This window comes from Marinobacter sp. G5_S1_61_S3 (assembly GCF_054968585.1).
Map to the genome: position 1 here is coordinate 285,422 of NZ_JBQKUK010000003.1, position 24,720 is coordinate 310,141.

The 24,720-nt window shown below is 58.1% G+C and carries 25 protein-coding genes; 7 read left to right on the plus strand and 18 right to left on the minus strand.

Annotation, left to right across the window (positions count from 1 at the left end; all coding sequences use genetic code 11):
• Window positions 1-18: 18 nt before the first annotated feature.
• The 11 genes from gorA to gspE form a co-directional block, all read right to left on the minus strand.
• Window positions 19-1,380: a glutathione-disulfide reductase gene (gene gorA, locus ACTRWH_RS04245; RefSeq protein WP_036207121.1), complete on the minus strand. Its 1,362-nt coding sequence runs from the start codon at window positions 1,378-1,380 to the stop codon at window positions 19-21.
• Between the two features lie 33 nt (window positions 1,381-1,413).
• Window positions 1,414-2,079, minus strand: coding sequence for a GNAT family N-acetyltransferase (locus ACTRWH_RS04250; protein ID WP_041334903.1), 666 nt, complete (start codon window positions 2,077-2,079; stop codon window positions 1,414-1,416).
• Between the two features lie 22 nt (window positions 2,080-2,101).
• Window positions 2,102-2,632 carry a type II secretion system protein GspM gene (gspM, locus tag ACTRWH_RS04255; RefSeq protein WP_091643781.1) on the minus strand — a complete coding sequence of 177 codons (531 nt, stop codon included), beginning with the start codon at window positions 2,630-2,632 and terminating at the stop codon, window positions 2,102-2,104.
• Window positions 2,633-2,636: 4 nt separating this feature from the next.
• A complete protein-coding gene (gene gspL / locus ACTRWH_RS04260; protein ID WP_379864950.1) occupies window positions 2,637-3,941 on the minus strand; it encodes a type II secretion system protein GspL in 1,305 nt (434 codons plus the stop codon).
• 78 nt (window positions 3,942-4,019) lie between these two features.
• Window positions 4,020-5,033 carry a type II secretion system minor pseudopilin GspK gene (gene gspK, locus ACTRWH_RS04265; protein WP_164732127.1) on the minus strand — a complete coding sequence of 338 codons (1,014 nt, stop codon included), beginning with the start codon at window positions 5,031-5,033 and terminating at the stop codon, window positions 4,020-4,022.
• Window positions 5,026-5,820, minus strand: coding sequence for a type II secretion system minor pseudopilin GspJ (gene gspJ / locus ACTRWH_RS04270; protein WP_227664091.1), 795 nt, complete (start codon window positions 5,818-5,820; stop codon window positions 5,026-5,028). The genes gspK and gspJ overlap by 8 nt, the downstream gene beginning before the upstream one ends.
• Entirely contained in the window at window positions 5,820-6,194 is a 375-nt protein-coding gene (gspI, locus tag ACTRWH_RS04275; RefSeq protein WP_036207111.1) for a type II secretion system minor pseudopilin GspI, read from the minus strand. Before gspI ends, gspJ begins: the two co-directional genes overlap by 1 nt.
• Window positions 6,191-6,745, minus strand: a complete 555-nt coding sequence (gene gspH / locus ACTRWH_RS04280) for a type II secretion system minor pseudopilin GspH (protein ID WP_051946924.1) — start codon at window positions 6,743-6,745, stop codon at window positions 6,191-6,193. The genes gspI and gspH overlap by 4 nt, the downstream gene beginning before the upstream one ends.
• Window positions 6,727-7,164 (minus strand): type II secretion system major pseudopilin GspG, encoded by a 438-nt coding sequence (gspG, locus tag ACTRWH_RS04285; protein ID WP_164732128.1) that lies wholly within the window; start codon window positions 7,162-7,164, stop codon window positions 6,727-6,729. The genes gspH and gspG overlap by 19 nt, the downstream gene beginning before the upstream one ends.
• Before the next feature lie 64 nt (window positions 7,165-7,228).
• Window positions 7,229-8,440, minus strand: a complete 1,212-nt coding sequence (gspF, locus tag ACTRWH_RS04290; protein WP_462825947.1) for a type II secretion system inner membrane protein GspF — start codon at window positions 8,438-8,440, stop codon at window positions 7,229-7,231.
• A gap of 4 nt (window positions 8,441-8,444) precedes the next feature.
• Complete coding sequence (gene gspE, locus ACTRWH_RS04295; RefSeq protein WP_036207103.1) at window positions 8,445-9,953, minus strand: type II secretion system ATPase GspE; 1,509 nt, start codon at window positions 9,951-9,953, stop codon at window positions 8,445-8,447.
• 194 nt (window positions 9,954-10,147) lie between these two features.
• On the opposite strand from gspE, the gene ACTRWH_RS04300 reads away from it, so the two are divergent.
• From ACTRWH_RS04300 to ACTRWH_RS04330, 7 genes are all read left to right on the plus strand, one after another.
• Complete coding sequence (locus tag ACTRWH_RS04300) at window positions 10,148-10,810, plus strand: type II secretion system protein N (RefSeq protein ID WP_075194812.1); 663 nt, start codon at window positions 10,148-10,150, stop codon at window positions 10,808-10,810.
• Between the two features lie 8 nt (window positions 10,811-10,818).
• Window positions 10,819-11,481, plus strand: a complete 663-nt coding sequence (locus tag ACTRWH_RS04305; protein WP_036207099.1) for a transglutaminase-like cysteine peptidase — start codon at window positions 10,819-10,821, stop codon at window positions 11,479-11,481.
• A gap of 127 nt (window positions 11,482-11,608) precedes the next feature.
• The gene (locus ACTRWH_RS04310) at window positions 11,609-13,204 is read left to right on the plus strand and encodes an FAD-linked oxidase C-terminal domain-containing protein (RefSeq protein ID WP_462825949.1); all 1,596 of its coding nucleotides are present in this window, start codon (window positions 11,609-11,611) and stop codon (window positions 13,202-13,204) included.
• Complete coding sequence (locus ACTRWH_RS04315) at window positions 13,204-14,832, plus strand: FAD-dependent oxidoreductase (protein WP_462825951.1); 1,629 nt, start codon at window positions 13,204-13,206, stop codon at window positions 14,830-14,832. Before ACTRWH_RS04310 ends, ACTRWH_RS04315 begins: the two co-directional genes overlap by 1 nt.
• A complete protein-coding gene (locus ACTRWH_RS04320; RefSeq protein WP_462825952.1) occupies window positions 14,829-16,391 on the plus strand; it encodes an FGGY family carbohydrate kinase in 1,563 nt (520 codons plus the stop codon). The genes ACTRWH_RS04315 and ACTRWH_RS04320 overlap by 4 nt, the downstream gene beginning before the upstream one ends.
• A 109-nt stretch (window positions 16,392-16,500) precedes the next feature.
• Window positions 16,501-17,343, plus strand: a complete 843-nt coding sequence (locus tag ACTRWH_RS04325) for a cytochrome c oxidase assembly protein (protein WP_085680772.1) — start codon at window positions 16,501-16,503, stop codon at window positions 17,341-17,343.
• Entirely contained in the window at window positions 17,340-17,957 is a 618-nt protein-coding gene (locus ACTRWH_RS04330) for an SCO family protein (RefSeq protein WP_462825954.1), read from the plus strand. Before ACTRWH_RS04325 ends, ACTRWH_RS04330 begins: the two co-directional genes overlap by 4 nt.
• A gap of 12 nt (window positions 17,958-17,969) precedes the next feature.
• Here ACTRWH_RS04330 and ACTRWH_RS04335 read toward each other — a convergent pair whose 3' ends face one another.
• From ACTRWH_RS04335 to ACTRWH_RS04365, 7 genes are read right to left on the minus strand one after another with little or no spacing between them, the layout of a single operon-like run.
• Window positions 17,970-19,193, minus strand: coding sequence for a CoA transferase (locus ACTRWH_RS04335; protein ID WP_462825956.1), 1,224 nt, complete (start codon window positions 19,191-19,193; stop codon window positions 17,970-17,972).
• A 23-nt stretch (window positions 19,194-19,216) separates the two neighbouring features.
• On the minus strand, window positions 19,217-20,680 hold the full coding sequence (locus tag ACTRWH_RS04340; RefSeq protein WP_462825965.1) for a succinate-semialdehyde dehydrogenase: 1,464 nt from the start codon (window positions 20,678-20,680) through the stop codon (window positions 19,217-19,219).
• A gap of 27 nt (window positions 20,681-20,707) precedes the next feature.
• Window positions 20,708-21,415, minus strand: coding sequence for a TetR family transcriptional regulator (locus ACTRWH_RS04345; protein ID WP_462825957.1), 708 nt, complete (start codon window positions 21,413-21,415; stop codon window positions 20,708-20,710).
• A 30-nt stretch (window positions 21,416-21,445) separates the two neighbouring features.
• Window positions 21,446-22,150 (minus strand): ABC transporter ATP-binding protein, encoded by a 705-nt coding sequence (locus tag ACTRWH_RS04350; RefSeq protein WP_075194805.1) that lies wholly within the window; start codon window positions 22,148-22,150, stop codon window positions 21,446-21,448.
• On the minus strand, window positions 22,147-22,929 hold the full coding sequence (locus tag ACTRWH_RS04355; protein WP_151982100.1) for an ABC transporter ATP-binding protein: 783 nt from the start codon (window positions 22,927-22,929) through the stop codon (window positions 22,147-22,149). The genes ACTRWH_RS04350 and ACTRWH_RS04355 overlap by 4 nt, the downstream gene beginning before the upstream one ends.
• Window positions 22,926-23,873, minus strand: a complete 948-nt coding sequence (locus tag ACTRWH_RS04360) for a branched-chain amino acid ABC transporter permease (RefSeq protein ID WP_007152274.1) — start codon at window positions 23,871-23,873, stop codon at window positions 22,926-22,928. The genes ACTRWH_RS04355 and ACTRWH_RS04360 overlap by 4 nt, the downstream gene beginning before the upstream one ends.
• Window positions 23,870-24,718: an ABC transporter permease subunit gene (locus ACTRWH_RS04365; protein ID WP_462825958.1), complete on the minus strand. Its 849-nt coding sequence runs from the start codon at window positions 24,716-24,718 to the stop codon at window positions 23,870-23,872. Before ACTRWH_RS04365 ends, ACTRWH_RS04360 begins: the two co-directional genes overlap by 4 nt.
• Window positions 24,719-24,720: the final 2 nt, after the last annotated feature.

Here is a 24,720-nt window from a genome sequence, read left to right on the forward strand (position 1 = left end):
CAGCGGCTTTTAGCAAGATTACGCGACGGGCTCGCGCATGGTGACGAACTCTTCAGCGGAGGTCGGATGAATACCAATAGTGCTGTCGAACTGCGCTTTGGTCGCGCCAGCTTTCAGGGCAACCGCTATCCCCTGGGTTATTTCTCCGGCATCGGGCCCAACCATGTGAGCACCCAGCACCCGGTCAGTGTCAGCATCCACCACCAGTTTCATCAGTGACCGCTCATCCCGCCCACTCAAGGTATGTTTCATCGGTTTAAACTCCGACTGGTAGATACGGAGCTTATGCCCGGCTTCCCTCGCCTCTGCTTCCGTCAGGCCGACCGTTCCGATATTGGGCTGGCAGAAGACCGCCGTAGGAATGCAGGTATAGTCCATCTCGCCCTGGCCGTCTCCGAACAGTCGGCGGGACAGTACCATGCCTTGGGCAAGCGCCACCGGCGTCAGTTGCGGGGTGCCGATAACATCGCCAAGAGCTGTAATCGAGGGTACGGCGGACTGAAAGTGATCGTCCACAACCACATGGCCCGAGGCACTGAGCTGAACCCCAAGCGCCTCAAGTCCCAGGCCGTCCACCAACGCACGGCGCCCGGTCGCCGCCATCACAAGACCGGTATTCAGCCGGGAGCCATCGGTCAGGTTGACGTTGTAGTGAGTGTCCTCGCTCTCGATGGATTCGATATTGACGCCAAAGCGCAGGTCCACGCCCTTTTTCCGCATTTCCTGAGCGGTAAACTCACGAACGTCGTCATCGAAGCCCCGAAGGAACAGATCACCGCGATAGAGAAGTGTTGTCTCGACGCCAAGCCCGGCAAGAATACCGGCAAACTCCACCGCTATGTAGCCACCACCCCAGACCACTGCCTGCCTCGGCAGTTGCGGCAGATAGAACATCTCGTTCGAGGTAAGAACACATTCCTTGCCTGGCACATCCGGGACCACGGGCCAACTGCCGGTGGCAATAGTGATATGCTTCGCGGTATAGGACCGCTCTCCCACTACCACCGTGTGAGCATCGGTCAGTGTCGCGGTGCCTTCGATAACCGTAACGCCGGCATTGGCAAGCATGCGCCCATAGATACCGTTAAGACGTTCGATTTCGGCGTTTTTGTTGGCAACCAGCCTGGTCCAGTCAAAACTGACCTGATCTCCTGGCACGTTCCAGCCATAGCCCGCAGCGTCCTCGATGTCTTCACCCGCGTGGGAACCATAGACAAACAGTTTCTTGGGGACGCAGCCAACATTCACACAGGTTCCACCAAGATAGCGCGATTCCACCACAGCCACACGAGCGCCCTTGGCCGCGGACATGCGTGCCAGCCTGACACCACCGGAACCGGCACCCACAACAATAAGATCAAAATCCTGTCTGTCAGACACAGCGTCTCCTGTCTTTTTCGACAATCTGTTCGTTCAACCGGAGACCGCCGCCTGTTCGTCGGGGCGGACCTCACGGAATAGTATGTGATCCTCAAAGCTTCCCAGGCGAATGGTGCCAAGGCTCCGGAACCCTTCGGACTCGTAGAACGGAAGGTAGCGGCTGTTGCCTGTATCCAGGACAAGCCCGCTTCCCCGGGGATTTTCCGCACAGAGCTTCTCAACCGTGGATAACAGCAGTCGCCCATACCCCTTGTTCTGATAGTTCGGATTCACTCCCATCAATGGCAACTGGTGAGCCAGAGGCTGGGGTAGCATTTCCCGAATTTTCTCATGGTAATCCAGGTAACGACGGGTAGAGGCAAACCCGGCTGTCAGAACCATGCGAATGCGCCAGCTAAGCTGCTCCGCAAGGTTCAGCCGGAGCTCCGGCTCGCCAATGAAGGCAACGGCAACAAGTGTATCGTTCACCAGCACACCCACCGCATCCTGATTCAGACCAAAATAGAGATCAATCAGTTCCCGCACCGTGGCCCGCACGCGCTGCTGATAGCCAGGCCGACGATGATCAAACAGGTACTGGAACGTCGGTTCATCCCGGTACGCATGGACTAATATGGAAATCGCCTCATTTCGGGCACTTCCATCGAGTCGAACAATGACTGGCTCCTGGCTATTCTTGTTCTGTGTGCCGTCACTCATCACATGTTCTCCAGTGTCTGCCTCAAATCGTTAACGTCAGACGTACGGATACGATCCCTGGATCGTTCTGTCGGTCCATGGACGCTTGATCTATCTGAACACCGTGGCTAGTGTTCAGACGTTCCAACCAGTTGGCCACCTCGGTGAACGGTGCACCCTCGAGCCAGACGCGAATGGCGTTCTCACCACTGGGCTCGAAGCGCTGAAGCGAAAGGCCTGATTCGCTGGCACTGCGCGTCACCAGCGCCATAAGTGCTCTACCGTCTACCGGCGTATCAGAACCTGCGCCCCCCGAAGACGAGTTGGCACTGGACAGACGCTCCAATGACTGACGATTAGCCTCAAGCCACGCCAAGAGTTCAGTGGCACGCTCCCTAGACTCGACAGCTTCGTTGTGAAAACCCGTGGCAGGGCGCCAGACTCCGAAGTAGAGAATGCCGAGGAGAACGGCCACCGCAAGAACAGACAGAGCCTGCTGGTCCCTGCGAGGCAACTGGTCATACTGGGCGATGAGCTTTCCGACGGCTGGCTGCTCCTTGATCCTGTTTAACATGCCATTATCCTCCGGAAACCGTCAGACGCCCGCGGGCGCCATTGGATTCGTTAACCACCGAGCCGATCTTCGCTTCCAATCCGCGACTGGTCAGGCCATTTCTCAGGGTGCTGAGCTTGTCATAGCTGTCTGCACGCACATCGACCACAAGTTCCCCGCGATTCTGGCTGTAGTTCACCGAATTGAAGGTGACAGCGCGTGAATCGGGAATCTTCGAGTACTGTTCACCCGTGTACTTCATCAACGTGAGAAAACCGGCGTTTGGCCCTTCCGCCTGAAGTTGACGCAACTGCCCCTCAACAACCCGGCGCACGTTACCGGAATGGGTCCTGGCGTCTCCCGGGAAGGCCTCACGATAAACTGCCATCGCCTGCTCCCGGATATCATCGGCTTGCTGCTGGTAGTAGAATCCCATGCCGACTTCCACGCCAATCTGGATCACAAACCATACGCAGGCCACGGCAACCAGCGGTTTCCATGCGCCCAGCGCACTCGATTTGCCCGTGCGGATGCTGTAGGCCCCCTGGCACAGGTTGATCGGCTGGCAAAGGTGATGATGGTGGGAGTGTGCCAGCAGTTCCAGTGGCATCAGTTCCAGCGTTTCCTCGCGAACTACCAGGCGCCCTGACGATTTCAGCTCGCTCAGGTCCGCCTGCTGGTGCTCAAATTCCTGCTCAGTGCCGTAAACGGTCACCGGCACCTCGGCGACCACCTCATCAGACGGTGGAAGCGCCAGCGTCTGCGCAAACATCGCGAGATTTCGCGCATGAACACTGAGCCACTCCCCCTGATCACTGGAAAGCATGGCGGAATCGCCATCCAGGCACACCGACCAGCCGCCTTCAGTCAACGGCAGCAAGCTTGAATCCGGGTAGATCGCATCCAGCTTAAGATGATTCCAACCACTGAACATCACCACCCATTCGGCCATTTGCCCGTGGTCTATGGCCGCCACCCGAAAACCTTTCTCCGTGCGGTTACCCAGGGCTAGATGAACACTTTCGATGTCCTGGGCAACCTGCTCCTCAACCGCGTAAGGGAGCGCCTGATGAACAAATCGCGTTTGTTTGGCGGGAATGTCCGCTACGCAGAAGAGCGCCTCATCGCCGGGAATGAGACCCACCAACAGCACATTCTCAAGATCGTTCTGGGTCAGAGTCTGCTCGATGGTGTCTCGTGAATCCGCGGTTCCCCGGGCCTGGGCATCTCCACTGGCATCCACCAGCACCCAATTGTACAACTGGGCTTCCGGGTTGGCGTCGAGGTCCGCGAACGGTGGCCGTGGCCTGACGTAGAGGCGATATGACATTCTGAACAGTTTCCTTTTTCGAAACCCTCTGGGGGGTTATCGGTTCTTTTTGTAACGGTTTTCCGGCTCCGGACTTCCCTATTCCCCGGAGATCGTGAACGGTTCCTTGGTAATACGATTCTTTTGCCCGGTGTCACGAGACACGGTTTGCATCTCGCCTTCCGGGCTTCGATAAACCGTGCTGACCAGGTTGGCAACCCGGTTATCGTAGGTAATCCGCGATACTACTTCAAAAAAACGGGTTTGCAGACCGAGGCCCGTGGGTTTCATCCCCCTCCCCGCAAATTCATCTATTGCCAGGAAGTCCTGTACATTCTCGAAGCGCTCTTCTGTGCGTCTTTCCAGAATAGCGTCTGCCTGAGCCTGTGTCAGTTCCTCATGGAGAGACCTGAGCACTGGTGCCGTCGCAGTGTTGACGTTGATGCCCAACCCCGTCACCGGTAACGCCGTTACGTGTGGTCTCAGTGCCCGATAAGCTTCCTCGGTCATACCATCAATCATGCGAAGCTCGGAAACATCAACAAAGGGTTGATTGCCGGCCCGGTAGGCCGGATCCGCAGAAAGGTACTGACCGTCCTCGGCCCCATACGCGCTGACGGTCTGGTCGTTCGGGTCGATCCAATCCACCAGCGCATCGACATTGACAGTGGTGATTTCGAGCACCTGGAGCAAACGGGCGATTCGATCACGAACAATGGGGTCGACCTGCCCGTTGGCGCTTACCAGGTCGTTGAGGTTGATCCTGCCACCGAGATCATCAATCTGAACCTCCGCCACGCCGTTGTCGTCCAGCGGGAGGATGGCGGCATTCTTTGCCCAGAATTCGTCCAGGCTGTCGACCATGAGGTTGTTCTCCTTGTCGTCCTCAAAGTCGCGCACCAGAATCTGGCGGGCAAAGGCTTCCGCACCCAGGGCCACGCTGTGCCCCTGCTGCTGGGCAAGGTAGTGGCTGGCTCGGAATACCCGCACGCTTTGCTGCTGGGTCATGCCTGTTGCCAGCATGACCACCAGCGCCATGGCGAGGAGCACCATAATCAGTGCAACGCCACTCTGGCGACCACCGTGCCTACCGATGAATGGATGTTTAGCCACCCGTCACTCCTGTCCCCGATGAGTCCTGGCCAGGGTTTGGGTTCTGATCCTGATCCTGTTGTTGATCATCGTCCTGATCGTCTGCGGCATCGTTGACGCTATTCACCACACCCTGGGCAACGTCGTTGTCAAAATCAGGAAGCGTGAAGGTTCTTACCAGCTCTCCAAAACGTTCATGCTCAATGGTGACCTCAATACCCAGCGGTAAGGGAATGTCGGGGCGCGTACCTGGTGTCATATTGGCCATACTCTCTTCATCAGGCCATTCATCCCGCCAGTTTCGCTGATCATCGAGAAAACGAACCGTGAACTCAGTGACGTTCGACAGCAGAAGAAGGTCCTGGCTGTTGTCTTCCTGCCCCCTGTCGACGGTTACCCAGTACCGCCGGCGCAATTCATCCCCGGTGTATTCCCAGCCCACCCGCTGCAGACTGCTGCGGCGAGTGCCCAGTGGGTTGCGCCAGCCCTGGCGGGTGAGAATCAATGAAAACTCTTCCTCACGGCTGGTCAGAGCAGGACGGAAATCGCCGTAAATGTCACGGGCGGACCGGTTCACCACCTGGGTAATGTCCCGCTCCAGCAAGAGCATGGTGCGTTGAATATTATCAAACTGTTCCGCGACTTCGTTGACCCGGTCCCTGGACGAGACCACATTGCCCAACACCTGCCATACCCCTAGGCCGATAACAGCGGTGATGGTAACCGCGATCAGCACTTCCATCAGGGTAAAGCCAGCTTGGGCGGAGGGACGCGACCTGTGTTGAGCAATGATCATGGGGGCCGACATCAGTTCTCACCAATAAACGCAGACAGCGTGTGGATCGGGGCGGGCTCAGGTCTGTTGCCGCGATACTGAGCCACGGTGACCTCAACACGGAGAATGGACGGGTCTTCGGTGGCAAGGACAGCAGTGGTTACCTGCCATTGATACGAGCCGTATTCGATGTCTTCCGAGTTCTCTGAAATAGAGGGCAGGTTTTCCTGAAGCCGGATTTCGTTGATGCGATTGTCCGCCACCCAGCCAGCCAGTGTTTTGTCCCGAATCCGCTCATAGCTGGAAATATACTGACTACCCACCTCAGCGGCTGCGGTGGCAATCAGGCCGAAAACCAGCAGAGCCACCAGGACCTCAATCAGTGTGAAACCGCGCTGGCCCTTCATTCTTCCTCGACCTCCTCGCTTCCGGGATGGCGCCATTCCAAGGGAGAAACGCCATCAGACGCAATGGTATGCATCCGGGAATCGTCGCGGCCAACAAGGAACTCAATCTCAAAGGGCGTGGTTTCACCGCTGGAGAAAAACACCACATCCGGCCTCAGTTCATCTTCGTCAGACGCCAGGCGTGGGGTATCGCTTTCGATGTATTCAGTCACCGTGATCCATTCCGGAAAACTCCGTGTCCGGAACATCCGCTCGGCTGGCTGTTTCCATTCGCCACTCAACTCTTCCCAGGCGACGAAACGATAGCTGTCTTCCTCGAGGATTAGGCCCAGCTCAGTATTGTTCAGTATCGCCTGCTCCGAGGCGGTCTGCATCAGCAGGTAGAGCTCGCGTACTTCATTTTCCATCTCGCGATCACGCGAGCTACCACCCATCGACATAACCGCAAGCGCCGCGAGCAGCCCAACCACCACCAGGACAACGAGTATTTCGATCAGTGTGAAGCCCGACTGTCGCGTCCTGGAGAGCACTATCAGTCCCTGACCTTCCATACGCTGATATCGGCGTTATCACCGTCACCGCCCTCTCGGCCATCGGCACCGTACGAGTAGAGATCATAAGGGCCTTCCGTGCCTGGGTTCACATACTGGTATGGCGCACCCCAGGGATCTTCGGGAACGCTGTTCAGGTACCCTTCCGGATTCCAGTTCCGAGGCTCGGGGCTGCCACTGGGCTTGGACACCAGTGCCTCAAGGCCCTGCTGGGTTGACGGGTAATGGCTGTTATCAAGGCGGTAGAGGTCCAACGCGTTAGCGATGTTGCTCATCTGGGTTTCGGCGACGGTCACGCGGGCCTGGTCACTTCGCCCCATGATGTTGGGAGCCACAATGGCTACCAGCAAGCCCAGAATAACCATGACCACCATGATTTCGATCAGGGTAAAACCCCGTTGTGCCATTTGATGTTTCATTGTTTCGCTCTTCATCTGTCCCTATCTCTGGGTTTGGAAATGGGGTTGGCCTGCCGGTCCTGGCCTAACCAACCAGGTTGCTCATATTCAGGATCGGAAGCATGATTGCCAGCACGATAATCAACACAACCACGCCCATCAGCAGCAGCATCATCGGCTCGAACAGGCCCACGATGGCGGCAATCTTGGATTGCAGGGTGTTCTCCTGCATCGTCGCAGTCCGCTCCAGCATGCTGTCCAGCTCGCCGCTGGCTTCACCGCTGGCGATCATGTGCAGCATCATCGGTGGGAAGTACCCCGTCTGGTCCAGCGAGCGATGAAGGGAACCGCCTTCACTCACCTTTCTTGCTGCATCCCGCAGCTCCTGACGCAGGTGGTCATTTGAGAGCACCTCACCGGCAATACGCATGGCTTCCACCAACGGTACACCGCTAGTGGTCAGAATGCTCAGTGTACTGGCATAGCGTGCGGTGTTGACACCGCGAACCATGCCTGAAAACAGCGGCATATTCAGCAGGCTTTTATGGAAGCGGAGCCGGAACGAGGGTTTCTTCAATGACCACCGAAAAATAACCAGTGCCATAATGATCAGTATCAGCAGATAGATACCGTAGTTGCCCAGGAAATCAGAGACTGCCAGCATGGCGGCCGTCAGCGCCGGAAGCTCCTGCCCCTGCTTTACAAACACCTCGATGATGTCCGGCACAACATAGGTCAACAGGAACACCACAATGGCGACGGCCACAACGCTGAGAATAATCGGGTAAATGGCGGCCAACTGGATTTTCTGACGGGCCTCCTGCCGGGCCTCGGTATAGTCCGCCAGCCGGTTGAGCACCAAATCCAGGTGGCCGGCGTGCTCACCCGCCGCGACAGTGGAGCGATAGAGCCGTGGAAATGCCCGTGGGAATTCACCCAGGCTGTCCGCCAGGCTGTAGCCCTCCATGACTTTTGCACGTATGGCAATCAACATGCTGCGAATGCGCGGCTTGGAAGACTGCTGGGCGGCCGCCGAAAGCGCCTGTTCAATGGGGATGCCGGACTGGATAAGCGTCGCCAACTGACGGGTCACCAGAGCCAGGTCCGCCGTTGCCAGGCTGCCCCGGCTGCTCAGTGGGTTGCTCCGCGCCTGTTTCTCCGAGGCCGGCTCCACCGCCAGGGGCGTCAGGCCCCGTTCCCGTAATTGCTGGCGAACCGCCCTTGGTGCATCGGCCTCGACAACGCCCTGTTTCTGTTTGCCGCGACTGTCGAGTGCCTTGTAATCGAATGCTGGCATGGAGTTACCTGCTCCGGTGGGTCACGCGAAGGACCTCTTCAACCGTGGTCACCCCATCCAGGATTTTCTGGACGCCATCGGCATGGATGCTCGGGCCATGAAGTCTGGCTTCGTGTTCGAGATCCAGCTCCCCTGCCCGCTTATGGATCAATGAGCTGATCTCCTCGTTGACCTCGACCACCTCATAGATACCAATACGGCCCCGATACCCCAACTGGTTGCAATGTTCGCAGCCCTTGGCGCGATGAATCGTCGGCGGATTGGCCGGGTCCTGCTGCAGGAATTCGCAATGCTCTTCGCTCGGTGTGTAGGGTTCACAACAGTCCTTGCAGAGCACGCGCACCAATCGCTGGGCCACGATGCCCACCAGACTGGAAGAAATCAGGAACGGCTCAATGCCCATGTCCATCAAGCGGGTAATCGCACCCACGGCGGTGTTGGTGTGGAGAGTCGACAACACCAGGTGCCCGGTCAAACTGGCCTGAACAGCGATTTCCGCCGTTTCCAGGTCACGGATTTCACCGATCATGACCACATCCGGGTCCTGACGCAGAATGGCCCGGAGCCCACGGGCGAAGGTCATATCCACCTTGGTGTTGACCTGGGTCTGGCCGATACCAGGCAGGTTGTACTCGATCGGGTCCTCAACGGTCAGTATGTTCCGGCTGCGATCATTGATTTCCTGCAGCGACGCATACAATGTTGTGGATTTACCGGAACCGGTGGGACCGGTTACCAGCAGGATGCCATAGGGCCGATAGATCAGCCGGCGCAGTATTTTAAGATCGCCGCCCGCCATACCAAGGGATTCCAGGCGAATGCTCCCGGCCTGTTTGTCCAAAAGACGCAATACCACCCGTTCACCGCTGGATGACGGCATGGTGGACACACGAATGTCGACTTCACGTCCGGCAACCCGCAGGGCGATACGACCATCCTGTGGCACCCGTTTCTCCGCGATGTCCAGCTTGGCCATAACCTTGATCCGCGACACCAGCAAGGGCGCCAGCGCTCGCTTGGGCTGTACCACTTCCCGCAGAACACCATCCACCCGGAAGCGAACTACAAGTCGTGTTTCGTAGGTTTCAATATGAACATCAGAGGCGCTGGTTTTGACCGCCTCGGTAAGAATGGCGTTGATAAGCCGAATGATCGGGGCGTCGTCTTCCTGCTCCAGCAGATCTTCGGTTTCGGGCACCGAATCCGCCAGCGACGCCAGGTCCATATCATCGCCAATACCTTCCACCATCTGCATGGCTTCGGCGGAATCATTCTGGTAGGCGGCGTTCAGCGCGGCGTCGAACCGGGCCGGATCAATGGGAGAAAACCTTGCACGCCCCCCGCTGATGCGGTTGGCTTCCGCCAACGCTGAGTGACCCGCCCCGGGTCGTACCAGGATTACAGGGTCGCCATCGTCGTCACGGGTCAGAATCACACCGTTGCGTTTGGCGAACGTGAAAGGTAGACGGCCCAGCGGAGCATCCTGCGGCTGAAGTTCTGTGTCTGTGTCCACGGTCGTCCTCGTTTTGTTGCCGGGGCGGGAAGAAAAAAGTTCCGGAATCCCTTTCTATTCAATTAATTCAGAAAGGCTACCATAGGATATGGAACCGCTGAATAACTCTATACACTATACTGCCAATAAATCGTTGCAGTCTGATAACCTGTGAGCCTTTTGCCGGCCCACACCTGCTCTTTTCGGGACATTCAATGCTTTTTACCAGTTCAAGGTTACCACTGATACTCACCATCGTCGCAGGCATCGCCATGATCACTGTGACAGCGTGGCAGGGCGTTCGTTTCTGGCAGAATGAAACCAGTGCCGGCGACACCACTTCCACTGCTGACATGACAATGGCGGAAACCGACACCCGGAAGGTGCCAGAGGTAAACCTGGCCTCTTTTGCCTTGTTTGGAGAACCCGGTAAAGAGGCGCCCCAAACGGAACCCGATACTGAAAACCTGCCGGAAACCAATCTGCGGCTGTTTCTTCGCGGTGTGCTGGCCGCCTCGGGCGACTTTCCTGGTAGCGCGTTGATTGAAGACGACAAGCGAAACACCGAAGCCTATCTGGTGGGTGATGAGTTGCCTGGCAATGCGACCCTTCGTTCTGTTCGCCCCAATCGCATCATCATTGAACGCAGCGGCAAACTCGAGAACCTCTATTTTCCCGAAGATGAAGACAGAACGGGGCTCTCCATGGCTTCCACGCAAACCTCCAATGAGCAGGAGGAACCCAGTGGCACGCAAATTCGTCCAACTGGTGTGGACAGACGATCTACATCCACCAACACAGACACCAGCGACCAACGCCGCGAGGAAATCCGGCAGCGCCTGGAACAACTTCGCGAACGCCTGAGAACCAACAACTGAGGACAGCCATGGAGACGGCCGCATCGAATCCTCGCCGCAGCGGCTCCCTGCTTTCCATGCTACTCATGGTCATCACGTTAACGGTGGCCGCCTTCGAACTCAGCGAACGACTCATGACCTACGTGCGTTCGGAATTCGGCCAGGAGGCCCACGACCGGCTGGAAACCTGGCAAAACCTTCACGATATGGCTTCCCGGGCAGCGATCGACCGCCAGCTCCGGCTCGTGAATTCCTTCTTTAACCGGGTCCGGTTTGTCAGCGACATTGCCCATTGGGGCGAGGAAGACTACTGGGCGACGCCTGTTGAACTGCTGACCACCAATGGCGGAGATTGCGAGGACTTCTCCATCGCAAAATACCTCACCCTTAAATCCATGGGCGTTCCCGACGAGCAACTACGCATTGTCTACGTCAAGGCGCTGGAGCTGAACCAGGCACACATGGTATTGGCGTGGTATCCAGAGCCCGACGCTGATCCATTGATCCTCGACAACCTTATCAACGAGATCAAACCCGCGTCCCAGAGGCAGGACCTGGAACCGGTCTACAGTTTTAACGGTGACGGTCTGTGGCTGAACCGTTCCAGTGGTGACTCCGAACGAATCGGGGAAGCGAGAAAACTGGAGCACTGGCAAAGCCTGAATGATCGCATGGTGGACAGCCTTCGCTAGACTCGCCGCTGTCGGCATAAGACACAAGACTTGTCGCCAGGCGACACTGCGTTAACAGTACCCGGCGGTACAATCTGCCCCACGAGTAATCAGACGTACACACATTTACCAACGAGGAACGGCCAACATGCGACGCTGGAACGGCTGGGGAGATGACCAGTTCAATCTTGAATTACCCAAAGAGGGGCAGCGGTTTCTGGACGAGCGCGTAGGGAGTGCCGTTCCACTGGCGGATGTATCTCTGGATCAGGTTTGTGCCCAGGTGCCAGACAGTAAGCTGCCGACAAACCCGGCCTGTATCGACGCGGCCGAAGATCGGGTGCGTCACGCCCGCGGGCAAAGCCTCGCCGACTGGCTCGCCATGCGCAGCGGCGACTTTGGCGTATTTCCCGATGGTGTTGCCTATCCGGAGTCGTCCCTGGATGTTCAGGCTCTGCTTCAGTATGCCGAAGAGAACGATGTTGCCCTCATCCCCTATGGCGGCGGCACCAGCGTGGCAGGCCACATCAACCCCGTGGACGGTGACCAGCCAGTGCTGACCGTTGATATGGGGCGGATGAATCGCCTGATAGACCTGGACAGGGAAAGCCAGATCGCCACCTTTGGGGCTGGCACCCCGGGCCCCTTGGTGGAGTCACAGTTACGGGCGCTGGGTTATACCCTGGGGCACTTTCCGCAGTCTTTCGAACTGTCCACCATTGGCGGCTGGGTCGCCAGCCGATCCAGTGGTCAGCAATCACTCCGTTACGGCCGTATCGAGCAGTTGTTTGCCGGGGGCCGCATCGAAACCCTGAAAGGTACGCTGGACATCCCCACGATTCCCGCCTCCAGTGCCGGCCCGGACATCCGCGAGATGATCCTGGGCTCCGAGGGTAGGATCGGCCTTATCACCGAAGTGAAAGTGCGCGTCACGCCCCTGCCTGCCCATGAAAGCTTCCATGTCATGTTCTTCCCGTCGTGGGACAAGGCTCGAACAGCGTGTCGCAAGCTGGTGCAGAACCGCACCCAGCTCTCGATGCTTCGCCTGAGCAACGCCACCGAAACTGAAACCCAGCTCGCCCTTGCGGGACACCCCGGGATGATCGGCCTGCTGGAGTCCTATCTGGGTCTGCGGGGCGCCAAAGACGGCAAATGCATGATGACGTTTGGCCTCACAGGCAGCACACGCCAATGCCGGAACGCCCTCCAGGAAACCCGGGAACTCTGCCGGGAGTTTGGCGGGATCTACACCGGTAAAAAACTGGGCGACAAATGGGCCGCCAAACGCTTCACCATGCCCTACCTGCGAGAAGCCCTCTGGAAACTCGGGTACGCCGTCGACACCCTGGAAACCGCCACCGACTGGGACAACGTCGACAAACTCTTAAACCAGATTGAAGGAAACCTCCGTAACCAATTGAATGAAAAGAAAGAGCTGGTTCATGTTTTCACCCATCTTTCGCATTTCTATACCCAGGGCTGCAGCCTCTACACCACCTATGTGTTCCGGGTGGCCGACAGCTACGAGGAAACCCTGGCGCGCTGGAAAACCCTGAAAACCAGCACGTCGGACATTATCGTTAACAACCGGGGCACCATTAGCCATCAACATGGCGTGGGCAAGGATCACGCGCCCTTCCTGCCGGTCGAAAAAGGCGAGCTGGGCATGCTCGCCATCGGATCTCTTTGCCAGACATTCGATCCCGCCGGCTTGATGAACCCACAAACACTGGTTCAGAAGTAATGCCACTAACGCGCGAACAGAAGCTTGCACAGCTGGCCCGTGGCGACGCCGCCTTCGATGTGGCTGTGATCGGCGGGGGCATCACCGGAGCGGGCATCGCTCGCGAAGCCGCCGGCAGCGGCTTGAGCACCTTACTGGTGGAGCAACGGGACTTCTCCTGGGGGACCTCCAGCCGTTCTTCGAAAATGATCCACGGTGGTCTGCGCTACCTCGGCAGCGGGCACTTTCGCCTGACACGGGACGCGGTAAGGGAACGGGAGCGCCTGCTGGCAGAGGCGCCGGGGCTAATCGACCCCCTGCCTTTCGTAATGCCTCACTACCAGAAACAGTTCCCCGGCCCGAAGCTGTTCCAGCTGCTGCTGCGTCTGTACGACCGACTTGCAGGCAAGCCATCCAGACAGCGACTCAGCCCGGCAGAAACATTGCAGTGGGTGCCAGGCCTGTCCACCAACCATCTGACCGGTGCCAGCGGCTTCACCGATGCCGTTACCGACGATGCGCGTCTGGTGCAACGTGTACTCGAAGAAGCCGAGGCCGACGGTGCTATCTGCCTGAACTATATGGAGGCGCAGGCAGTTCTCCGCAACAGTGAGACCAACGCCGTCACAGGCGTTCACCTTCTGGACACCAGCGCGGATTCCCAAACGCCGGAAATGACCGTCAACACCCCACTGGTTATTAACGCCACGGGTGCCTGGGCGGGCCAGTTGAAGCAGACCGACAGTACTGACACCCGAATACGTCCCCTGAGGGGAAGCCACCTGGTTGTTCCCTATTCGCGACTTCCGGTGTCCTGTTCGGTGTCGCTGTTTCATCCGGAGGACCGTCGGCCAGTATTCGCCTTCCCATGGCAAGGCACGACGGTACTGGGAACCACGGACCTCGACCACACAGAGTCGCTGTCCCGTGAGCCGGCCATCAATCGGGAGGAGCTGGACTACCTGCTGCAGATCTCCTCAAGGCTGTTTCCCGCCAGTGCCATCACCGAGCGCGACGTGATCGCAACCTGGGCGGGAGTGCGCCCTGTCGTCACCCAATCACCCGTGCTTAATCAATCAAAGGGAACGCGAAAACCCTCAAAGGAGAATCGGGAACATGTGATTTGGTCCGACAATGGCCTGATCAGCGTCGCCGGTGGCAAGTTAACCACCTTCCGGTTGATTGCCCGGGAAGTACTCGAACGGGGGCAAATGCCGGGTTTTCACCTCAGAAACAATGCGCTGCCGGTATTTGCTTCGCTCCCAGACCTCGAACGTCCTGACGCCATCAGCCATCAGAACTGGCATCGTTTACAGGGCTTCTACGGCCCTGCTCTGCCAGAGGTCCTGCGTGCCGGCACTCATGAAACCGTTGCCGGCACCGACACCCTGTGGGCGGAGTTGGCCTGGGCGGCCGCCAATACCGGCGTGATCCACTTGGATGACCTGATGTTGCGCCGTACCCGGCTCGGGCTGGTGCTTCCAAAAGGCGGTGAAGATCTGCTCCCGGACATACGTTGCCTGTGCAAGCCCATCCTGGCCTGGGACGACACCACCTGGGAACGGGAAGAGGCACGTTATCTGGAGCTCTGGCGATCTTGCTACTCGCTTCCGGCCACATTTCCGGCCAAACAAGAGGCCACTGGATGAACACGACCGAACCGCTCATCCTGGCTATCGACAACGGCACCCAGAGCGTGCGGGCCCTGCTGTTCGACACTCAGGGCAATCTCGTCGGCAAGGGCAAACAGGAGATTGAACCCTACTTCTCCGAGCAGCCGGGCTGGGCGGAACAACATCCGGAGTATTTTTGGGAAAACCTCGGTAAAGCGTGCCAACTGCTCTGGAAAAACACCGATGCCTTGCCGGCGCAAGTGGCCGGGGTAACGCTGACCACCCAGCGTGGCACCGTTGTAAATCTGGACGAACATGGCAAGCCACTCCGGCCAGCCATCATCTGGCTCGACCAACGTCACGCCCGTGTTGAAGGGCCTGTGCCCGGTTTATGGGGCTGGTTGTTCAAACTGCTTCGTCTGGAATCCACCGTTGACCGCTTCCGAGAAAAAACCCAGGCCAACTGGATTGCCCAGAACCAACCCGAGATCTGGGCGGCCACCCGGCATTACCTGCTGCTGTCGGGCTACCTGAACTACCGTCTGACAGGCCAGTTCAGAGACTCTGTGGGCAGCCAGGTGGGGTATATCCCGTTCGACTACAAACGCCACCAGTGGGCCGGCCAACGTGATTTCAAGTGGCTCACCATGCCCGTTCGCCGTGAGATGTTGCCGGAGCTGGTTAAGCCCGGCGATAAGATCGGCAACCTCACCGAAGACGCGGCCAGGCACCTTGGCCTGCCGGCGCCACTGCCAGTGATTGCTGCGGCATCGGACAAGGCCTGCGAAATACTCGGCTCCGGTGGCCTGACACCAGATGTCGGCTGCATGAGCTACGGCACTACCGCTACCATCAACACCACCAGCAAGCGTTACCTGGAACCGGTTCGCATGATGCCGCCCTATCCCTCCGCCCTGCCCGGTCACTATTCCACCGAGGTGATGATCTACCGGGGCTTCTGGATGGTGAGTTGGTTCAAGCGCGAATTCGGTCTACGGGAACGGAAACTGGCGGAACAGAAAGGCGTGGAGCCCGAAGTCCTGTTCGATGAACTGGTTCGGGCCGTTCCCGCCGGTTCCATGGGGTTAATGCTGCAACCCTACTGGTCACCCGGGGTTCGCCAGCCCGGGCCGGAAGCCAAGGGCTCCATCATCGGGTTTGGTGACGTCCACACCCGCTCCCATATATACCGCGCAATACTGGAAGGTTTGGCCTACGCCCTGCGCGAAGGCAAGGAACGGATCGAGAAACGCAGCGGCGTCCCCATCCGCAGGCTGAGAGTCGCCGGGGGTGGTTCCCAGAGTGACGCCGCCATGCAACTGACCGCCGATGTCTTCGGCCTGCCCGCAGAGCGGCCCCATACCTACGAAACCTCCGGGCTTGGTGCCGCTATCGACGCCGCCGTTGGCCTGGGGCTTCATCCGGATTTTGAAACGGCGGTGAACGCGATGACCCGAGTGGGTGATGTCTTCCATCCGCAGGCCGACACCCAGAAACTCTACGAGCGCCTGTATCGTGAGGTGTACCTGAAGATGTACCCCCAGCTTCAGCCGCTGTACCGAAAAATCCGCGATATTACCGGGTATCCCAATTAGCGCGAGAAACCGAACAATCTCTTGAATTTAGCCGTCACTCCGGTAAAACTCTGGATCAGCTACAACAACAATCACCCGGTTCCACCCCCAGAGCACAAAGGCAAGCCCGATGTCGGCCTTAGACTACCTCGTACCCTATGACTTCTCGCCGCTCACCATATTGAGTTTCGTGCTCGTTCTGGCGTTCTACGGGTACGGCCTGGTCAGGATGCCTGCTGACGACCGACCCGGAAGCGGCCGGATACTGGTGTTTGTGGTGGGCGTTATGCTTTGCTACGGCGTGATGCAAACCCGTTTCGATTACTACTCCCAGTACATGTTCTTCGTTCACCGGGGCCAGCATCTGATACTGCACCACCTTGGGCCGATCCTGATTGCCCTGTCTAACCCCCTTCCGGTGATGCGTTTCCTCTACAGCCTGATCAATCCCGGCGTACGGCGAGCGCTAATACCGCTGGGGTGGATTTACCGTTTTCTCCAGCACCCGGCGATTGCCTCATTCCTGTTTGTGGGGCTGATCTACTTCTGGCTGTGGCCGCCAATCCACTTCGACGCCATGCTCAGCCGGGATCTGTACTGGATCATGAACTGGAGCATGCTACTGGACGGTATGCTGTTCTGGTGGTTGATCTTTGACCCACGTTCACCCGTCATCAGCGACGCTCTGGGCTACGGCAAACGCATCCTTCTTCTGGCCCTGGTTGCCATCCCCCAGATGATTCTGGGCGCCACCATCGTGTTCTCAAGGGGCATGGTGTACGACGTGTACGAAGTCTGCGGTCGTGCCTGGCCAATGCCGCCAGAAACGGACCAGTTGCTGGGCGGATTGCTGACCTGGATTCCCCCGGCGATGATGAGCATTCTCGGCATTCTGATTATCCTTCGACGTGCCATGCGTGAAGATGGCAAGGTGTCGCCCTATAACGAAAAGCTGAAGGCCAGCCATTCATGAAAAACCGGTTCCTACCCTGCAGTCATAAAGCGATCTCTACCATGGCACTTTTGGCGTCCCTGGTGATGCTCGGTGGGTGCTTTGGCGACGATGAAAACTGGAATGGCAAAGACATCAGCGGCCTGATGCCGGAACTTGCCTTCGAGCTGACTGGCCCCTCCGGCGACACGGTGACGGCCGAGCAAACCGACGGCAATATCCGGCTGCTTTTCTTCGGCTTCACCTCCTGCCCCGATATCTGCCCCGCCACACTCCAGAAGTTGTCCAGAGCGGTAAAAGGTTTACCGGAAGCGTTGCGGACGGACACGCAGATTGTTTTTGTCAGCGTGGACCCGCAACGGGACACCCCAGAACGCATCGACAGCTACGTAAGCTTTTTCAGCGACCGGGCCATCGGCCTGACTGGCGAGGAACCAGCGCTCAGGGAACTCAGTAAGCGTTACCGCACCACCTTTGGTTACGACGAGCCAGATGCGGAAGGCAACTACAACGTCTCGCACAGCGGTGCCGTGTATGTGTTCGATCGCGAAGGCAAGGCTCGCCTGTTGATCCGTCCAGAGCTGAGTGTGGAGGATATCCGTACGGATTTGGTGGCGTTGGCTGAGGAAAGCTAACGCAACACCAGATCACGAGACTATGCCGCGCTCCCTTAGGCTCTCTATTTCGCCAGAAGAGAGGCCAACAATAGTCTCAAGGACTTGTTTTGACTGTTCCCCCAACAGCGGAGGCGCCGTCCTGTAACTTACCGGAGTCAGCTTCAGCCTGATCGGATTGCCAACCGTCGGGACATCGCCCAGCGATGGATGCTGAACAGACTGTTTCATTCCCCGCGCAAGAACCTGTGGGTCTTCAAATACCTGATCCAGGGTGTTAACCGGCCCGCAGGGCACCCCTGAACGCTCCAGAATTTGTACCCATTCCTGTGTTGACCGCATCACCGTGGCCTGCCGCAGCCTGGGAATCAATTCCTTTCGATTCGCTACGCGAGCCCGATTTGTCGCAAAACGCTCATCGCTTGCCCACTCCGGATGCTCAAGAACATCGCACAACCGGGTGAACTGCTCATCGTTACCGACCGTTAGCACCATGTTGCCGTCTGCGGTAGGGAAATCCTGGTATGGGACAATATTGGGATGGGCATTACCCATCCGCCCTGGCGCCTGGCCCGTGGTCAGGTAATTCATGGCCTGATTCGCCAGACAGGCTACCTGCACATCCAGCAGCGCCGCCTCCACATACTGCCCCTCTCCCGTACGGTCACGGTGACTGAGCGCAGCGAGCACACCAATGGTGGCATACAGCCCGGTCATGATGTCCGTCAGTGCCACGCCGACCTTCATCGGCCCGGCGCCGGGCTCGCCGTCCGATTGCCCGGTGATACTCATAAGCCCACCCATGGCCTGAATCAGGAAATCATATCCGGGCCGGTTCGCGTAAGGGCCATCCTGGCCAAATCCGGTGATCGAGCAGTAGATGAGTTTGGGGTTGATACGTTTCAGGCTGTCGTAATCCAGGCCATAGCGTTTGAGTCCCCCGACCTTGAAGTTTTCAAGGATGACATCCGACTCTGCGACCAGCTTTCGGATCAGTTCCTGCCCTTCGGGATGGGCGATATCGACCGCAAGGGACTGCTTGTTTCGATTGGCAGTCAGGAAGTAGGCAGAGAGATCTGCGTTGCCATCGGCCCCCTGAAGATAAGGCGGCCCCCAGGAGCGAGTGTCGTCCCCGGATTTGGGGCGCTCAATCTTGATAACCTCCGCACCCAGATCGCCCAGGAGTTGGCCCGCCCAAGGGCCGGCCAGCACCCTGGAAAGATCCAGGACACGCAAGTGAGATAGGGCACCAGACATTTAATTCTCCTTGAACACGGGACTCAGCGCATACCACCGAGGCATAGATATTTGAGTTCCATGAACTCGTCCAGGCCATGCCGTGACCCTTCACGACCCAGGCCACTCTCCTTGACCCCGCCGAAGGGAGCGGCCTCGGTTGAAATGATGCCATCGTTGATGCCGATCATGCCGGTTTCCAGGGCCTCCGCCACGTGCCAGATGCGCCGGATGTCATTACTGTAGAAGTATGCCGCCAGACCAAATTCCGAATCGTTGGCCATGGCGATGGCCTGCTCCTCGGTCTCAAACCGGAACAGCGGAGCCACAGGGCCAAAGGTCTCCTCACTGGCCACCAGCATGTCCTGGGTGACGTCCGTGAGGATGGTGGGCTCGAAGAAGGTGCCACCAAGAGCGTGCGCCTGGCCTCCCATCACCACTTTTGCGCCCCGTTCTGTCGCATCAGCGATGTGCCGCCGGACTTTGTCCAGCGCAGCCTGGTTGATCAGCGGACCTTGATGCGTTTCGCCTTCCAGGCCTGCCCCGACGACCAACTTGCCAACCGCAGCCTTAAGCTTCTCAACAAATTCATCATACACGCCAGATTGCACATAAATGCGGTTCGCGCATACACATGTCTGCCCGGTATTACGGTATTTGGAGGCCATTAATCCGGTTACCGCGGCATCGAGATCGGCGTCGTCAAACACGATAAACGGTGCATTGCCGCCCAATTCCAGGCTCACTTTCTTGACCGTGCCACTGGCCTGGCGCATCAGGAGTTTGCCCACGGGCGTGGACCCCGTAAACGACACCTTGCGAACCACAGGGCTGGTGGTCAGTTCCTCACCCACCTGCGGCGCCCGGTCTTTCGAGCAGGTAACGATGTTGAGGATCCCCGGTGGAACTCCGGCCTCCTCGGCCAACACCGCGAGCGCAAGCGCGCACAACGGCGTGTCTTCCGCCGGTTTGACCACCACCGGGCAACCGGCAGCCAGTGCCGGGGCGACCTTACGGGTGATCATCGCCACCGGAAAATTCCAGGGCGTGATTGCCGCCACTACCCCGATCGGCTGTTTGATGACCACAATCCTCTTGTCACGACCGTGGCCGGGAACAACGTCACCGTAGGCCCGCTTGGCTTCCTCAGCAAACCACTCGATGAAGCTGGCGCCGTACGCAACCTCACCGCGTGCCTCGGCCAACGGCTTGCCCTGCTCAGCCGTCATCAAACAGGCCAGGTCCTCCTGATGTTGCATCACCAGATCGAACCACCGACGCAGAACACCCGCTCGCTCCTTGGCCGGACGAGCGCGCCATTCCGGCCACGCTGCCTCAGCCGCCCGAATGGCCTGCCGGGTATCTTCGGCGTCCATATCCGGCACATAGGCAAGATGCTCTCCATTGGCTGGATTGGTTATCGCGAGCCGATTACCCGAACGGGCCTGGACCCATTCGCCGTTGATATGGGCGCTTTCGCGCAACAGTGCCGGGTTTGTCAGTCTGATAGTCATCACATTCCTCACAGAAGAGAGTCAACGCTCTCCAAGCAGATAGCTTTCAATCACATCCCTGACAAACGCAGCATAGTCGTCGACCGCAACATTCTGGTCGCGGTATTTCCGGCGTTTCAGGTACCAGTCCTGCAATAGGGCCTTGATCATGGAGGCAACAAGGCGGGCATTTCTCGAGCGGTAAACCTTGGCCTCTATGCCATCCTCAATAAGCCGCAGAAAGATCTCCTCAATCTCCAGCTCAATGGCGACAGCGTCCCGTTTTTCCTCGGCCGGCAGGCTCTTCGCTTCCATATAGGAAAAGTAGAACCAGGCCCGCATCAGCTCGCTCAGATACAGGTGTGCCTTGATCGCAGAGAACATTCTGTCCCGGACATCCTCGACGTCTTCCGTGTAATGGATCAGAGTCCGACGCGTGATAATGAATCCGTGGCTCTGGATCAGGTGGATCAGGTCATCCTTGTTGCGGATATACGCATAGAGCCCACCCATGCTCATGCCGGAATCCCCGCAAAGGTCCCTCAGGGTCATCGCATGGAACCCCTTGGAGTTAGCCAGCCGCAGGGTCGAGTCGATGATTCGGGTCAGATTCTTGACCGCCGTCGCCTCCTTTTTAATACTGATGCGTTCCTGGTTCTGGCGGTACACATCGCGGATCACATCCTCCTTGGACATGCGGAGTTCACCGCGGAATGCTTCGTAATTTTCGATCATAACTGCCACGTCCATTTGCCTCTGCGGCGGGGATTATAAGCCACACTATGCCACGGACAAGAATCGGTCCTGGGTGGCCTGGTCCGCCTTCAGGTCCTGACTGCTCGCCTCGTGCACAACCTGGCCCTTTTCCAGAATGTAGGCTCTTTGAGCATGCTTGAGTGCGAATCGCACGCTTTGGTCGGTAAACAGGATGGTGGTGGTCTGGCTGAGATCGTCAATCAGCTCACCGATCTGCTGCACGATAACCGGGGCCAGCCCCTCGTTGGGCTCATCCAGCAACAACAGTCGTGGCTGAATCATCAGGGACCTTGCCACCGCCAGCATCTGTTGCTGGCCACCGGACAGGGTCGCGCCGTCCTGGTCCGCCCGTTCTCCCAGCATCTCGTATTTCTTGAGGATGCCATCCACCGTCCAACGCGCGGCACTGCCCTTGCGTTGATAGGAAGCTACATCCAGGTTATCCCGCACCGTCAGACCGGGAAATATCCGGCGGTCTTCCGGTACATACCCGATGCCCGCGCGGGCGATGCGGTGTGCCGGCCAGCCCTGGACTGGCTTGCCTTCATAGACGACCTCTCCGGATCTCGGAGGCGTCAGCCCCATGATGCTTTTCAGGGTGGTGCTCTTTCCCGCCCCGTTCCGGCCGAGGATGCAAACCGTCTCACCGGCTTCGAGCTGAAGGGTCACACCCTGGAGCGCCTGACTCTCGCCGTAGAACGTTTGAATGTTGCGAACATCAAGAATCATGGGTTGGCCTCCTCGACCGCTTCGTCGTCTTCTTCGCCCAGGTAGGCAACACGCACCTCCGGGTGGTTCTTGACTTCCTCGGGTGTGCCGGCAAAAAGCTTCTCGCCACGGTGCATGACCAGAATCCGATCCGCCAGATTGAAGACCACATCCATATCGTGCTCGGTGATCATGAAGGTGTAGTCACCGCTACCGGCAAGTTGTTTGATCAGTTGGGTGGTGCGCCGGGTTTCATCCGGAGTCATCCCGGCAGTTGGCTCGTCCAGCAGTACCAGCTTGGGTTGCGTTGCCAGCACCATGGCGATCTCCAGCAATCGCTTGTCGCCGTAGCTGATCACTTCTGCACGCTGTGCTTTCAGGCTGTCGATGCCCAGACGCTTCAGAAACCCAACCGCCTCGTGCTGGATTGCGGTATTGCGGGACGCGATATTGAACAGCTTGCGACTGTGGCCATGATAGGCCGACAGCACCACTTCCACGTTCTCCTGCACCGTCATTTCCGGGAAAATATTATTGATCTGGAACGATCGCGATACGCCCAGCCGGCTGATCTTGTGGGGAGGCAAGCCGGTGATATCCTTGCCGTCCAGCGTGATCGTGCCTTCCGTCGGCTGCATCCGGCCGGACACCATGTTGTAGAAGGTGGTCTTGCCGGCACCGTTGGGGCCGATAATCGCGATGGTTTCCTTGGGCATGACCTCCAGGTTGATATCAGAGACCGCCGTGACGCCGCCAAAACGCTTGGTCAGGTTAGCAATGGTAAGGACCGGGTTAGTCATTTTTTCACCTCCATCCACCAGTCAATGGCGGTGCCCAACAGCCCTTTTCGGAAGAAGATCACCATCATTGCCAGGATGATACCCAGAACCAACATCCAGGACTCTGTGTAAGTGGTGATCCAGGTTTCCAGCAATACGAACGCCGCAGAGCCGATGAACGGGCCCAGGAAGAACCCGGTGCCACCAAGGATGGCCATCAGTATCGGTTCGGCGGACATGGACCAGTGCAGAAGTTCCGGGCTCGCCACCCGCAGGAACGGAGCGATCAGACCGCCGGCCAGACCCGCGAACGTTCCGGCAATGACAAAGGCCACAAGACGATACGTCCGCACGTTCAGCCCGGCGAAGGATACCCGCTCGGGATTCTGACGGATTGCCTTCAGGATCATGCCAAACGAACTGCGGCAGATCAGGTAAAGCACTATCGCGGCGATGGCCACAATACCCAGCACCACATGGTAATAGACCGAGGGATTCGCCAGAGTGAGGTCAAGCCCCAGCCCGAAGGAGCCCAGGGTAAACCCGGCGAGGCCGTCACTGCCGTTGGTCACCGAGCGCCACTGGTAGGCGATAGCAAAGACCATCATGCCAAAAGCCAGGGTCAGCATGGCAAAGTACACCTCATTGAGGCGGACGCTCAGGAAGCCGATCATCAAAGCCAGTAGTGCAGAGGCCCCCATGGAGACCAGCAGACAGACCAGGAACGGCCACTCCAGGTGGATCAGCACCAGGGCCGTGGCGTAAGCGCCAATACCGAAGAACGCCGCATGCCCGAAGCTCAGCATGCCGGTATAACCGAAAATCAGGTTGAAGCTGGCCGCGAACAGACCCAGGATCAGGATTTCGGTAAAAATAAACACATAGAAATAGGAAGCAATCCAGGGCACCGCAATCAGCCCGGCAATCACCACAGCCAGAATGGCCATCAGAACCTTGGTTTTCATGCATTTGCCCCTTTGCCCATAATGCCGTGTGGTTTGAACAACAGAACCAGCGCCATGCCGACGAACGGCAACAGCAGGTTCACTTCCGGCAGGTAGCGGCCACCGAAGCCATGAATCAGGCCCAGGATGATGGCTCCGAGCAAGGCGCCCGGAAAGCTGCCCAGCCCTCCGATCACCACCACAATGAACGACTCGATAATGATCTTGTCCCCCATGCCGGGATCCAGCGCACGCATGGGTGCCGCCATAACGCCACCGACGGCGGCCAGCCAGGCGCCAAAGGCAAACACGCCGGTCACCACCAGCCGGGTGTTGATGCACAGCGCCTCGGCCATATCGCGATCCAGTGCCGCAGCTCGCATGATGCGGCCGACGCGGGTGCGGTTGAACAGGTACCAGAGACCAGCCAGCAATAGTAGGCCGATGACGATCACGAACAGGCTGTAGGTGGCAACGGAACTGCCTAACAGCCGCACCGAACCTGACAGCAGATCCGGCGGCTGGACCACATGGATGCCACTGCCCCAGATCATCCTCACACTCTCGTTGATGATCAGCAGGATAGCGAAAGTCAAAAGCAGGCTGTCTGCCACGTCACGGGAATAGATAAAGCGCAACAGCAACCGGTCGATGATGACGGCCAGGATAGCGACGCCAATGGGCGCCAGGATCAGGGCTGCCCAGAAAGGCATGCCCGCGATATTGATCAGTGTGAAGGCCAGATAGGCCCCCAGCATGTAAAGTGCCCCGTGGGCAAAGTTGATGATGTTCAGCACACCGAACACGATATTGAGGCCCACTGCGATAATGAACAGCAGCAATCCTATATCGAGACTATTCAGCAACG